Source organism: Lysobacter xanthus (genome assembly GCF_047159895.1).
Window position 1 is genome coordinate 1 of the sequence record NZ_BAAGAB020000072.1, and the last position, 12,797, is coordinate 12,797.

At 70.2% G+C, this 12,797-nt stretch carries 9 protein-coding genes; 3 read left to right on the forward strand and 6 right to left on the reverse strand.

What is annotated here, in order from left to right; all coding sequences use genetic code 11:
* Window positions 1–25 precede the first annotated feature (25 nt).
* Both ACY35P_RS13325 and ACY35P_RS13330 read right to left on the reverse strand, forming a co-directional pair.
* Window positions 26–1,357, reverse strand: coding sequence for a tetratricopeptide repeat protein (locus ACY35P_RS13325; protein WP_462116326.1), 1,332 nt, complete (start codon window positions 1,355–1,357; stop codon window positions 26–28).
* Between the two features lie 37 nt (window positions 1,358–1,394).
* A complete protein-coding gene (locus tag ACY35P_RS13330; protein WP_462116327.1) occupies window positions 1,395–2,294 on the reverse strand; it encodes a LytTR family DNA-binding domain-containing protein in 900 nt (299 codons plus the stop codon).
* A gap of 151 nt (window positions 2,295–2,445) precedes the next feature.
* Here ACY35P_RS13330 and ACY35P_RS13335 point away from each other — a divergent pair, with 151 nt between their 5' ends.
* The gene (locus tag ACY35P_RS13335) at window positions 2,446–3,633 is read left to right on the forward strand and encodes an acyltransferase family protein (protein ID WP_462116328.1); all 1,188 of its coding nucleotides are present in this window, start codon (window positions 2,446–2,448) and stop codon (window positions 3,631–3,633) included.
* A gap of 14 nt (window positions 3,634–3,647) precedes the next feature.
* Here ACY35P_RS13335 and ACY35P_RS13340 read toward each other — a convergent pair whose 3' ends face one another.
* Complete coding sequence (locus ACY35P_RS13340) at window positions 3,648–5,684, reverse strand: amidohydrolase family protein (RefSeq protein ID WP_462116329.1); 2,037 nt, start codon at window positions 5,682–5,684, stop codon at window positions 3,648–3,650.
* A 132-nt stretch (window positions 5,685–5,816) separates the two neighbouring features.
* Entirely contained in the window at window positions 5,817–6,239 is a 423-nt protein-coding gene (locus tag ACY35P_RS13345) for a CBS domain-containing protein (protein WP_462116330.1), read from the reverse strand.
* 159 nt (window positions 6,240–6,398) lie between these two features.
* Between ACY35P_RS13345 and ACY35P_RS13350 the strand changes: the two genes are divergently transcribed.
* Both ACY35P_RS13350 and ACY35P_RS13355 read left to right on the forward strand, forming a co-directional pair.
* A complete protein-coding gene (locus tag ACY35P_RS13350; RefSeq protein WP_462116331.1) occupies window positions 6,399–8,627 on the forward strand; it encodes a M3 family metallopeptidase in 2,229 nt (742 codons plus the stop codon).
* Between the two features lie 127 nt (window positions 8,628–8,754).
* Window positions 8,755–9,384, forward strand: coding sequence for a hypothetical protein (locus ACY35P_RS13355; protein WP_462116332.1), 630 nt, complete (start codon window positions 8,755–8,757; stop codon window positions 9,382–9,384).
* A gap of 7 nt (window positions 9,385–9,391) precedes the next feature.
* On the opposite strand, the gene ACY35P_RS13360 is transcribed toward ACY35P_RS13355, so the two are convergent.
* A complete protein-coding gene (locus ACY35P_RS13360; RefSeq protein WP_462116333.1) occupies window positions 9,392–12,343 on the reverse strand; it encodes a bifunctional diguanylate cyclase/phosphodiesterase in 2,952 nt (983 codons plus the stop codon).
* A gap of 121 nt (window positions 12,344–12,464) precedes the next feature.
* Window positions 12,465–12,797 (reverse strand): GGDEF domain-containing protein (locus ACY35P_RS13365; RefSeq protein WP_462116334.1); only part of this gene is annotated, 333 nt, incomplete at its 5' end.

The window sequence follows — 12,797 nt, forward strand, 5'->3', positions numbered from 1 at the left end:
ACCGCGGGGCAAGCAGGACTGGCAGCTAGAGCCGCACTCCATCTGGTATCCGCGGACGACGGGCATCTGGCAGACCGCGCTGCTGCCACGTACGCGCGGCGAGTTCCGCCTGCTTGAGTTTGTTGGCGGCCTCGAGGCGATCGATCTCGCGCTCGCGCCCCTGCGCCGCGTAGCGTTCCTGCATCTCGAGCAGGGACTTGTCGCGCTCCTGCCGGGTCAGCTCGCGCTGCAGCGCGGCGACCTGTTCGAGCGAGTCGAGGGCGTCGCGGTAGCGGCCGGCGTGCTTGTAGATGCCCACGAGCTCGCCGGTGATGCCGACGAGGTCGTTGCGGGCACCGAGGCGCTCGGCGATCGACGTCGCCTCGCGAACCAGCCGCAGGCCGTCGTCGACCTTGCCGAGGTGCGCCATCGCGACGCCGGCGTTCGTCAGGGCGTACGAGAGGCTTCGCGAGTCGCCGCTGCGCCGGGCGAGCGCCTCGGCCTGGCGTGCGTAGTCGAGCGCACGCGCGTAGTCCTGCTCGATCAGCCAGTGGTCCGCAAGGTTCGACAGGCTGACCGCCTCAAATTCCTCCATGCCGACCTGGCCGCGCGACAGGCGCAGCGCCTCGTCGAGCGCCGACGCCTGCAGCACGGCGCGTCCGCTGCGACCGTAGGCATAGGCCTGGTTGAGCCGGATCGAGGCCATCGCATACGTGAAACCGATGCGTCGCGCGTCCTCGTAGGCCTTGCGTGCGATCTCGTCGGCGCGGCCGTAGTCGGCGAGCGCCGCGGCCATCGAGACCAGGAGCGCCTGCGTCATGATCCGGCCGGCTTCGTCGCCCGCGCGTTCGGCGAGGTCGGCGGCCTGCAGCGCCTCGGCGATGCCGCCCGAGAAATTGCCCCGGATGTTGTAGAGCCGGGCCCGTGCGTAGTGGAAGCGTGCGGCGGTCTCGGCCGGCGCCCCGCCGAGTGCGCCCTCGGCGGCCCGCAGGTCGCGCTCGGCCTCGTCGGGCTCGCGGCGCGTGAGTGCGTCCTGCGCGCGCGCCAGATGCAGGTCGGTGCCGCACGGTGCGCAGGCCTCGCTGCGGGCCATGCCGTCGAGCGCCGCGAGGGCATCGTGGGCGGCGCCGGCCATCGTCGGCTGGCGCGAGGTGACGGCGAGCTGCGCCATCGCGCTGAAGTAGCGCCGTCGCAGGTCGAGCGGCGCGCCGGCCGCGGGGCGGTCGTCGGCGGCCTGCAGCCGCGCGAGCGCGGCCGCGGCGGAGCGGTAGCCGTGCGCGGACTGGTCGCGCAGGATCGCGTCGACACGCTCGCCCGCGTGCGCGACGGCCGGGGCGGTCAGCGCCAGCAGGACGAGGGACGGAATGCGGCTCTTCATGGCTCCGGTAACGGCCGCGGCCCGGAGCGATTGAGCCTCAGCGCACCGCGGCCGTGCGACGCGTCTCCGGCGGCCGCAGTGCGTCGCGGTAGCGGCGGCTGCACGGCACCACCGCACCGTCGGCCATCACCACCCGGGCGTCACCGGCGTCGAGCGGCTCGATCCGGTCGACGCGATCCAGGTTGACCATCCAGCTGCGGTGCACGCGGCGGAACGTGCCGGGATCGAGCTGGTCCTCGATCTGCGCCATCGTGCTGCGCAGCGGGTAGTCCCGCCCCCGCACCCGCAGGTTCACGTAGTTGCCGGAGGCCTGCAGCCATTCGATGTCGGCCGCCGGCACGAGGAATTCCTTGCCCAGCTTGCGCACGAGGAAGCGCTCGGGCCGCACCGGTGGCCCGGCGTCGGGCACGTCGTCCGGGGCGCCCGGAAGGCTCGCCTCGCCCTGGAGGCGGCGCAGGAACAGGCGGTAGGCCTCGATCGTCACGATGAGCGTGGCGAAGCCGCGCACGTCCTTCAGGTACTCGTAGACCCACTCGCGCGGCCAGTCCCCGAAGTCGTACTCGGCGCCCAGCGCGGCGTAGGCGGCCCGGCGCAGCAGCACCATGCCGGCGACGTGGAGGATCGACCAGACGATGCTGGCGCCCAGGTATTCGACGAGGCGGCGGCGCCAGGCGTCGAACGTCAGCGGACGCCAGCGCGTGAACCACAGCAGGGGCGGCACCAGCAGGAGGATCATCAGGTTGCTGCTGATCTCCCAGACCGTGGGCTCCCACCGCGCGAAGCCCAGGTGGACGCGCTCGACGTCCATCCCCACGGTCAGGCTGTTGGCGACGGCGTTCACCAGGAACATCGCGATCCAGTAGCCGTACTCGACCCACGGCCGCCAGGGCTGGAAGCGGGTCCATCCGGAGTCGTCAGAGCGGCGGGTCTCGGTCATCCGCGCATTCTCGCCCGGGGGCCGCCGGTACGGCCGGAATTCGTCCCCGGGGCCCGCGATTCGTCCCCGGAGCGGCTCGGGCCGTCCCCTCGCGAGCTCCGCAGGGCGCGGCGGGACGCATCGTCGCCGCACCTTTCCACGGACCGCCGGCATGACCCGACGCCACGACATCGACGCCCTGCGCGCACTCGCCTTCGCGCTGCTGATCCTCTACCACTTCGCGATGCTGTACGTCGGCGGGGACGACTGGGACTGGCACATCAAGAGCACGCACCTGTACGAGGGGCTGCAGACCCCCATGCTGTTCGTGAACCGCTGGCGGATGTCCCTGATCTTCCTGATCTCCGGCATTTCCAGCGCCTTCCTCCTGGCGCGCGGGACCGGCGCCGGCTTCCTGGCCAGGCGCACCTGGCGTCTGCTGCTGCCGCTGGTGTTCGGCATGCTGGTGATCGTCCCGGTCCAGCCCTACGTGCAGGGCATCGGGACCGGCTACGTGAAGCCCGGCTACGTCGACTTCCTCGCGCGCTACTACCAGTTCCGCCCGTGGCCCGAAGGCGCCTTCGACGGCGACACCTCGGGCGTGACGTGGAACCACCTCTGGTACCTCGCCTACCTGTGGACGTACACCGTCGTGCTCGCCCTCGCGCTGCCGCTGCTGCGCTCGCGTGCGGGGCTGAAGCTGCAGGCGATGGCCACCGGGCTCCGCGGCTGGGCGCTGTTGCTGGTGCCCGCGATCCCGATCGCGATCGAGACGGTCACCCTGCAGGGCCATTTCGAGGACACCGGCGACCTCGTCCACGACGGCTACCGCAACGCCCTGTACTTCACCGTCTTCCTCTACGGCTTCTGGATGGCCCGCGCACCGGCGCTGTGGGACGAGCTGGTGCGGCTGCGCAGGCCCGCCCTCGCCTACGCGCTCGCCGTGTTCGCCGTGTACCTGGGCCTCGTGCGGATGCTGCCGGACGATCCGGGCAGCACGGCGCAGTCGATCGTCTGGGCGCTTCGCTCGCTGTACATCTGGGCGGCCATCGCCACGGTGCTCGGGTGGTCGAAGGCGCTGCTCGACCGCCCCTGGCCGTGGCTGCGCTGGGCGAACGAGGCGGTCTTCCCCTGGTACGTGCTGCACCAGAGCCTGATCGTGCTGTTCGCCTACTGGCTGGTGCCGCTGCGCCTTCCTGTCTGGATCGAGGCGCCCGCCGTGCTCGGTGGGACCGTGGCCGGATGCGGGCTCGGCTTCGCGGTGATCCGGCGCGTCCCGCTGCTGCGACCGCTGTTCGGAATGAAGTGGCGGGCGCCGACCGAGCGTCCGGCGGTCGCCGCGACGCCGGCGACCGCCTGAGCCGGCCCGCCCCGTCAGCGGGCGGTGTCGACCCGCACCGGCTCGGCGAACGGCAGGATGCCGAGCGCGCGATGGATGTCCGAGGGCGCGTACGCGGTCGCGCCCTTGATCACCAGCGCCACCTTGCGCAGATCGGCGATGTCCTTCGTCGGGTCGCCGTCCACCAGCACGAGGTCGGCGGTCTTGCCGGGCGCCACGACGCCGCGGTCGGGTGCCCGGGCGATGGTCGCCGCGTTGAGTGTCGCCACCTGCAGCGCCTGCGACGGCGTGAGCCCGGCCTGCACGTAGAGCTCCAGCTCGTGCTGGAGCGTGAAGCCCGGCATCTCGTCGGTGCCCGCCACGATCGGCACGCCGGCGCGGTACATGCGCCCGACGAACTCGACCATCTTCTTGAACGAGGCGTCGTACCGCTTGAACGTGGCCTCGTCCGGGATGTCCATCTCGGCCGCCATGCGCCCGCGCGTCACGTCCGGCGGCAGGTGCTCGGCCACGGGCGCGACGATCGGCGACATCGTGCCGTCGCGCTGGCGGATGAACTCGAAGGTCGCGAGCGTCGGATCGCTCGCGATCTTCTTCTTCGCCATCAGCCGGATGAAGTCCTGCACCGGCTTGCTGTCGAAGTCGAGGTCCGCGACCTTCTTCGCCGGCAGGTAGAAGCGTTCGAGCGTGCGGGTGTCGGTCTTGTCGTCGACGAGGAAGTTCAGCATCAGCTGGTTGATGTGCTGCACTTCGTCGTAGCCCGCGTCGATCGCATCCTGCGCGCGCAGGAACGCGGGGATGTGGCCGCTCACGCGCATGCCCTTGGAGTGCGCATAGGCCACGGTGTCCTTCAGCGCGGCCTTGGGAAACGAGTTGTAGATCTTGATCTGCGGATAGCCGTTATCGGCGTACCAGTCGATCGCCTTCTTCGCGCCGTCGAGGTCCTTGACCACGAACCCGTTGCGCGCCGACATGGCGCTCTCGCCCTCGAGGAAGCCGGCGGCGACGATGCGCGGCATAAGCAGCGTGCCGGCCTTCTCCTCCTTGATGATCTGCTGCAGCGTCGCGTTGTCGTTGCCCATGTCGCGCACGCTGGTGACGCCCGTGGCGAGGTTGAGGCCGCCGTCCCAACGCGAGACGTGCGCATGCATGTCCCAGAGCCCGGGGATCATGACCCGGCCGCCGCCGTCGATCACCCGATCGGCGCGTCCGGCGGACTTCGCGGCCGGCGTCACCGAAACGATCCGGCCGTCGCGCAGGAGCACGTCCTGCGCGGGCCGCAGGCGGGCGGCTACGCTGTCGAAGACGCGCACATTGCGGACCAGGGTGCTGCCCGGCAGCGGTTTCGCGAGCTCGCGCTGCATCGCGACGAGGAGTTCGCCTTCCGCGCGCTTCTGCCTCGCCTCGAGCGCCGCGCCGGCCGACTCCCAGCCGACCGGCAGCATCTGCATGAAACCGGGCACGACGAAGCCGAACATCCGCGGCACGGCTTCGTCGGTGAACCAGCCGAAGCTCGGGGTCAGGCCCTGCCCGGTCAGTGCGAGCAGGCGCACGGTGCGGGTCTGGCGGCCGTCGGACACCTGCTCGCGCGCCAGTTCGCGCATCGACAGCGTGCCGCCCGGGACCAGCGGCAGCCGTCCGTCCGCGCGCCGGGCGAGCGCCGCGACGGTGGCCTCGGCGGCTGCGGGCGTGCCCGCGAGCGGGGCGTATTCGGCGGTGCCCTGCACGTCGCGCGAACCGCGGTCCGCTGTGGTGGTCCACTCCGCGCGGTCGCCGCTGCGGCTGTAGCGCTCGTCGATCTTCGCGCCGAACGTCGACGTGCCGGCGACGCGGTAGCTGGCGAACGTGCCGTCGGGCGCGAGCCGGAATTCCTCCGACAGTTCCGGGCCGCGGCCGTTGTCCTTGAACACGAACGTGGAGCGGACGGTACCGTCGTCCCCCTCGGTCACCACCTGCTCGCCGGCCTTCTTGCCGTTGTCGACGAGGATCACCCAGGTGCGGGTCTGCGCGGCGGTCGCCGGCATCGCGGACAGGCAGAGCGCGAGCAGCACGGCGCGGGAAAGCAGGTTCATCGGCGGCGTCCATGGCGCGCCGACATCGGCGCCCGCCGAGACTAGCGCGCCGCGACGACGTGCAGCGGCCGGTCGTCCGGCCGCGCACGCGAAAGCGCCGCCCGGAGGCGGCGCCGTCGCATGCCGGGCCCGTCAGTGCTTGGGTTCGGAGACCCCGCGAACGAGCTCCGCCGTGTTGCGGTCGCCGCCGCTCAGGGCGATGTCGGCCTGCGCCACCACGCCGCAGAGGCGGCCTTCGCGGTCGACCACGAGGAGGCGGCGGATCTGGTCGTTCTCCATGACTTCCGTCGCGTCGGCGAGGCTGCTCTCGACGGTCACGGTGGTCACGGGGGTGCTCATGCAGTCGCGTGCGGTGCACTGCTGCGGGTCGCGCCCCTCGGCGACGACGCGGAGCGCGATGTCGCGGTCGGTGACCGTGCCCAGGGGCTTGCCCGAGGCATCGATGACCGGCACCAGGCCGCAATCGTTCTCGAGCATGAGCCGGGCGATCTCGCGGACCGGGGTCTCGGCCTGGCAGGTGGCGGGGTCGGACGTCATGACGCTGCGGATATCCATCGATCGCTCCTGGTTCCAAGGAAGCCCGTGACGTTGCGGCCCCCCGGGTTGGTTGCGCGTGAAGCCGCCACGGTCGTTGGGCCGGCGTATGCCTTTCGTCATGGGTCCGTAAAGCGGGCGTCGAGTAACCTGCCGCATTCACCCCGTCGAGGCTCCACGATGAAGCATCCTCTCGCCCTTGCGCTCGCGATCGCCCTTTCGGCGACGGCCGTGCCGGCCGTTTCGCACGCTGCGAACACCTCCGCCGCCAAGACCGCCAAGGCCGCCGTGAACCCCTTCTTCGCCCCCAGCCCGCTGCCGCTGCACTACCCGCAGTTCGACAAGATCACCGATGCCGACTTCGCGCCCGCGTTCGACCGGGGCATGGCCGAGCAGCTCAAGGAGATCGAAGCGATCGCGAACCAGAAAGCGAAGCCGACCTTCGAGAACACGATCATCGCGATGGAGAAGAGCGGCCAGACGCTCGGCCGCGCGCGCACCGTGTTCGGTTCGCTGGTGGGCGCGGACACCAACCCGGCGCGCGACAAGATCGACAGCGAATACTCGTCGAAGTTCGCCGCGCACTACGACGCGATCAGCCTGAACCCGAAGCTGTTCGCCCGCATCGAGACGCTCTACAACGACCGCGCGAAGCTCGGCCTCGACGCGCAGGGCGTGCGCCTCGTGGAGAAGTACTACCAGGACTTCGTCCGCGCCGGCGCCAAGCTGTCGGAAGCCGACAAGACGCGCGCCAAGGCGATCAACGCCGAGATGGCGACGCTGGGCACGCAGTTCGGGCAGAACGTGCTGGCCGAGCGCAACGACCTCGCGGTCGTCGTCGATTCGAAGGCCGAGCTCACGGGCCTGTCCGACGAGCAGATCGGCGCCGCCGCGAAGGCCGCCGCCGATCGCAAGCTCGAGGGCAAGTACGTCATCGAGCTGCAGAACACGACGATCCAGCCGTCGCTGACCAACCTGTCGAACCGTGCGCTCCGCGAGAAGATCTTCAAGGCGTCGATCTCGCGCGGCAGCCGTGGCAACAAGTGGGACAACACGGGCATCGTCGCGAAGGTGGCCAAGCTGCGGGCGGAGAAGGCCGCGCTGCTCGGTTACCCGACCTACGCCGCGTACGCGCTGGAGGACCAGACCGCGAAGACGCCGGAAGCCGTGAACGAGATGCTCGGCAAGCTCGCGCCCGCCGCCGTCGCGAACGCGCGCCGCGAAGCCGATGCGCTTCAGGCGATGATCGACAAGGAGCAGAAGGCTGCCGGCAAGCCGAGCTTCAAGCTCGAGCCGTGGGACTGGGCCTACTACGCGGAGAAGGTGCGCCAGGCGAAGTACAACTTCGACGAGTCGCAGCTCAAGCCGTACCTCGAGCTCGACAACGTGCAGCAGAACGGCGTCTTCTACGCGGCGAACAAGCTGTACGGCCTGACCTTCAAGGAGCGCAAGGACCTGCCGGCCTACGAGCCCGACGTGCGCGTCTTCGACGTGTTCGACAAGGACGGCAAGCAACTGGCGATCTTCATCTCCGACATGTACCAGCGTCCGTCGAAGAACGGCGGCGCGTGGATGAACTCGTACGTCGACCAGTCGGCGCTGACGGGCTACCTGCCGGTCGTCGCCAACCACCTCAACATCCCGAAGCCGCCGGCCGGCCAGCCAACGCTGCTGTCGTGGGATGAAGTGACCACCATGTTCCACGAGTTCGGCCATGCGCTGCACGGCATGTTCTCGAACGTGAAGTACCCCTACTTCACCGGCACCAGCGTGCCGCGCGACTTCGTCGAATACCCGTCGCAGGTCAACGAGATGTGGGCCGACTGGCCGGAAGTGCTCGCGAACTACGCGAAGCACTACCAGACCGGCAAGCCGATGCCGAAGGAACTGCTGGACAAGGTGCTGGCGAGCAGCAAGTTCAACCAGGGCTTCACGACCACCGAGTACCTCGGCGCCGCGATGCTCGACCAGAAGTGGCACCAGATCCCGGCCGACCGCGTCCCCGACGCCTCGGGCGTGATGGCGTACGAGGCCGAGGCGCTGAAGCAGGTCGGCCTCGACTTCGCCGCGGTGCCGCCGCGTTACCGCACGCCGTACTTCAACCACATCATGGGCGGCTACGCGGCCGGCTACTACGCCTACATCTGGTCGGAAGTGCTCGATGCCGACAGCGTGGAGTGGTTCAAGCAGAACGGTGGCCTGACCCGCAAGAACGGCGACCACTTCCGCGAGACGCTGCTCTCGCAGGGCGGCAGCCAGGACGCGATGGTGCTGTTCCGCAACTACACCGGCCGCGATCCGTGGATCGAGCCGCTGCTGAAGCGCCGCGGCCTCGACGGCTCGGCGGACGACAGCCAGGCGCCGCCCGAGGCGACGCCCGCCAAGACCTCCGGCGGCAAGACCAAGTAACCCGCGCGTCGTTGCACCGAAAGCCGCCCGGAGCGATCCGGGCGGCTTTTTTCATGCCCGTCGCCTACCCTCACGGAACGTTTCCGCGCGTCTTCGCACCCTCGACCTGCCCCGATCGGAGTCCCCCATGATCGCCATGCTTCGCCGTCCCATCGCCGCATTGCGCGCCGGCTGCGCGCTCGCGCTCGCACTCGCCGTCCTGCTGTCGGGCTGCCAGGCGCCGCCCACCGGCAGCGCGAACGCACCGGCTCCTGGGGTCGGCGACGGTCCCGTAGCACCGGCCGCGACGGCTTCTGCACCCGCGGCGTCGAGTCCGTCGCCCGCCCCGATGTCTGCCCCTGCCGACGCGGGCACAGCGCCCGCTCCTCTCGCCGAACCGCGCGGGCCCGTTGCTTCGACGAGCCCCCAGGCCGCCGCCACGCTGGTCGAGACCTACTTCGCGCTGCTCGCCGCGGACAAGACGCGCGACGCCGATTCCGCGTGGGGTGCGAACACGAGCCAGGCCGCCGAGTTCCGCACCGCCTACGACGCACTGGGCAGGCCGGGCGTCGAAGTCGATGCACCCGGCGATCCGGAAGGCGCCGCGGGATCGATCTACGTCACGGTGCCCGTGCGTTTCCTGCCCACCGCGACGGGGAACGGCCGACCCCGCATGGGCGAGGTCCTCGTCCGGCGGGTCAACGACGTCCCCGGCTCGACGGACGCGCAGCGTCGATGGCACATCGAGCGCATCGACGTCGCCATGACGCCGAAGTAGGCGCGGCTCAACCCGCCACGACCGCGTCCGATGCCGCGCGGGCGGCGAGGATCTTCTCCAGCGACTCCGGCTGGGCGAAGTAGTAGCCCTGGCCGAACGTGCAGCCCAGCGCGATCAGTGCGGCGCGCTGCTCTTCCGTCTCGATGCCCTCGGCCACCACTTCCATCCGCTGGGATTCGGAGAGCGCGAGGATCGCGCGCACCACCGCCGTGCTGCTGCGGTCCTCGTCCATGCGGAGGTCGCCGATGAAGGAGCGGTCGATCTTCAGCGTGTGCATGTTGAAGCGGTGCAGGTAGCTCAGCGACGAGTAGCCGGTGCCGAAGTCGTCCAGCGCGACGTGAATGCCCTGCTCGTGCAGGCGGCGGAACACCGCGCCGATCTGCTCGGGGTTCTCCAGCAGCGCGCCTTCGGTGATCTCGATGCGCACCTGCTCCGGGCGAACCCCGTGCTCGCGGACCAGCGCGAGGAATCGCGCGTCGAGGTCCGGCGAGCGGAAGTGCCGGGCGGAGAAGTTGAGGTTGACGTACTGGTCCCCGTGCAGCAGCTGCGGCGCCACGCGCAGCGCGTGGTCGAACAGCTGCCAGTCCAGCTGCTCCATCAGCCCGCTGGCCTCCGCGACGGCGAGGAACGCGCCGGGCGGCAGGATGCCCTTGTCCGGGTGCTGCCAGCGCATCAGCGCCTCGTAGCCGACCACGCCCGCATCGTCGAGGCGCACGATCGGCTGGAAGTACGGGATGAACTCGCTGCGCGTGGCGGCATGGCGCAACTGGCTCTCCGTCTCGAGGAGCGCGAGCGCCTGGTCGTGGAGCTTCTCGTCGAAGACTTCGAAGCGATGGCGCCCGCTCGACTTCGCGCGGTACATCGCGATGTCCGCATCCCGCAGCACGTCCTCGGGCGAGGCGTAGTTCGAGGAGCTGAGCGCGATGCCGACACTCGCGCCGGTGAAGAGATCCTTGCCGTCGACCTGCACCGGTTCGCCGAGCGCCTCGATCACGCGCTGCGCCATGCGCATCGCGTCCTCGGGTGCATGCACTTCCATGAGGATCGCGAACTCGTCGCCGCCGAGGCGCGCCACCATGTCGCTGCCGGTGCGCACGCAGCGGGTGAACCGCGCGGCGACCTCGCGCAGCAACTGGTCGCCGACGAGATGGCCGACGCTGTCGTTGATGACCTTGAACCGGTCGAGGTCGACGAACAGGACGGCGAACTGGTAGTCGCCGTCGCGACGCGTCTGCGCGATCGCGCGCGTCAGCTGGTCGCGCAGGTAGGCGCGGTTGGGCAGGCCGGTGAGCGAGTCGTGCAGCACCTCGTGCTTCAGGCGCTGCTCCACCTGCTCGCGCACGTGGATCTGCTCGGACAGCTCGCGGGTGCGCTCCGCGACACGACGCTCCAGGCCGGCGTAGGCGTTCTTCAGTTCGGCGGCGGCACGCTGGCGCTCGAGGCCGTTGGCGATCTGGTAGCTGATGAACGTCAGCACCTCGCGGTCCCGATCGCTGTAGCCGATGCCGGCGGTGTAGCTCTGCACCGCGAGTACGCCCGTGACCCGATCGCCGAGCATCAGCGGCACGCCGAGCCAGACGTGCGAATCGGGACCGGAGCTCACGATCTCGCCGGAGGCCTCGAGCACGTGGAGCTGTTCGAGCCCGGCCTCGTCGGTCTTGTCGAAGAGGCAGGCGCGTCCCTGGCGGATCACGTATTCGGAATAACCGCGCCCGAGCCGGCGGCTCTCGCCGCGGTGCCCGAAGGCGTCGACGTAATACGGGAAATGCAGGTACTCGCCGTCGTCGGAGACGAGTGCGATGTAGAAGTTCCGCGCATCGATCAGGCTGCCGATGATGCCGTGCACGGCCGCGTAGAACTCGTCCGGATTCGTCGCCGTGTGCGAGAGTTCGGCGATGCGGTACAGCGTCTCCTGGATGCGCACCGAGCGCTGGCGCTCCTGCACTTCCAGGGTCAGCGCCTCGGTGCGTTCCTCGACGCGGCGCTCGAGTTCTTCCTGCGCCATCTTGCGGTCGAGCGCGGTGAGGATGTGGCTGCCGACGTAGGACAGCAGCGCCTGGTCCGACGGCGTATACCGCGGGCGCTCGACGTAGCTCTGCACCACCAGCACGCCGCGCACCCGGTCGCCGAACAGCACCGGCACGCCGAGCCAGTCGAAGCAGCCGACGCCGATCGCGCGCTTGGGGCCCTCGATGCCCGCGTAGATGTCCGCCACCGCGCCCATGAGCGGCTTCTTGTCACGGATGAGGTACCACGTCAGCCCGTATTCCATGACGGACATCGGGATGAACTCGTTCGCGTCACGGATGATCGGGTCGGTGGTGTCGACGAGGTAGATGAAGCGAAGCGCGTCGGCCTTGTCGTCGTAAAGCGCGATGTAGAAGTTGTCGGCGTACATGAAGCGGCCGACGATTCCATGCAGCTCGCGCAGCATCGCGTTGATGTCCATGTCCGAGCTCGCCATGTCGGCGATCTCGAAGAGCGCGGCCTGCAACTGCTCGGACATCGCGAGGCGATGCAGCGAATCGGTGAGCCGCATGTTCTCGAACTTGGCGGCGGTGATCGGCCCGAGCACGTCGCAGAGCGCGTCCATGCGGTCACGGACGCCCGGCGCGTCGTCGGCGATGCAGCCGACGCCGAAACGGCCTTCCTCGACATGGATGGCGGCCGCGACGCGCCCCCTCGCCTCGTCGGTGACCACGGTTCCGCGTGCGCGCGCCTCGTTCGCGAGGCTCTCATCGCCGTCCTGCAGGCGGGACGGGTCGTGCATGTGGCGCACGCCTTCCTCGAGCCGCCAACCGACGGCCACCCCGGTCAGGCCTTCCGCCTCGAGGTAGTCGGCGACGCGGCAGGCGAACGTGTGCAGGTCCGGCGCGTGCAGCAGGTGGCGCAGCAGCCGGCCGAGCTCGCGGTGGCGCGCGTCCTCGGCACGGGCCGGCAACGTCACGATGGACCCCATGCTTCCCCCTTGCGCCCGCGGTCCCCGGTGCGGGCGTTTCCCTGTTATCGGCACGCCGGCCCCCGCGTGAAGCGCGCCGCCGCCAAACGGGGCCGGATGGAACGTTCCGGGCGACGGACGGTCATCGCCCGGGCTCCGGCGCGGACGCCGTGCGATCGCGGCCCGCGGCCTTTGCCCGGTAGAGGGCGGCATCCGCGCGCGCCAGGACGGCGTCGAGTCCCTCGCCCGGCCGGTGCTCCGCCAGGCCCGCCGAGAAGGTCACCGGCCGGGCCTCGAGGCAGGCGTGCCGCACCGACTGCCGGATGCGGTCGAGCACGCAGGTCGCGCCGTCGCGTCCGCCCGCCACCACGAGCAGGAATTCCTCGCCGCCCCAGCGCCCGAGCGTGTCGGTGGCGCGCAGTCCCGAGGTCGCGAGCCGCGCGAACTCCTGCAGCACCGCATCGCCCGCGGCGTG

Excerpts from the sequence above, each read along its gene's own strand:
- ACY35P_RS13330 (WP_462116327.1), bottom strand. The coding sequence starts at position 2,294 with ATGACCGAGACCCGCCGCTCTGACGACTCCGGATGGACCCGCTTCCAG.
- ACY35P_RS13350 (WP_462116331.1), top strand. The coding sequence starts at position 6,399 with ATGAAGCATCCTCTCGCCCTTGCGCTCGCGATCGCCCTTTCGGCGACG.
- ACY35P_RS13340 (WP_462116329.1), bottom strand. The coding sequence starts at position 5,684 with ATGAACCTGCTTTCCCGCGCCGTGCTGCTCGCGCTCTGCCTGTCCGCG.
- ACY35P_RS13345 (WP_462116330.1), bottom strand. The coding sequence starts at position 6,239 with ATGGATATCCGCAGCGTCATGACGTCCGACCCCGCCACCTGCCAGGCC.
- ACY35P_RS13335 (WP_462116328.1), top strand. The coding sequence starts at position 2,446 with ATGACCCGACGCCACGACATCGACGCCCTGCGCGCACTCGCCTTCGCG.
- ACY35P_RS13325 (WP_462116326.1), bottom strand. The coding sequence starts at position 1,357 with ATGAAGAGCCGCATTCCGTCCCTCGTCCTGCTGGCGCTGACCGCCCCG.
- ACY35P_RS13360 (WP_462116333.1), bottom strand. The coding sequence starts at position 12,343 with ATGGGGTCCATCGTGACGTTGCCGGCCCGTGCCGAGGACGCGCGCCAC.
- ACY35P_RS13355 (WP_462116332.1), top strand. The coding sequence starts at position 8,755 with ATGATCGCCATGCTTCGCCGTCCCATCGCCGCATTGCGCGCCGGCTGC.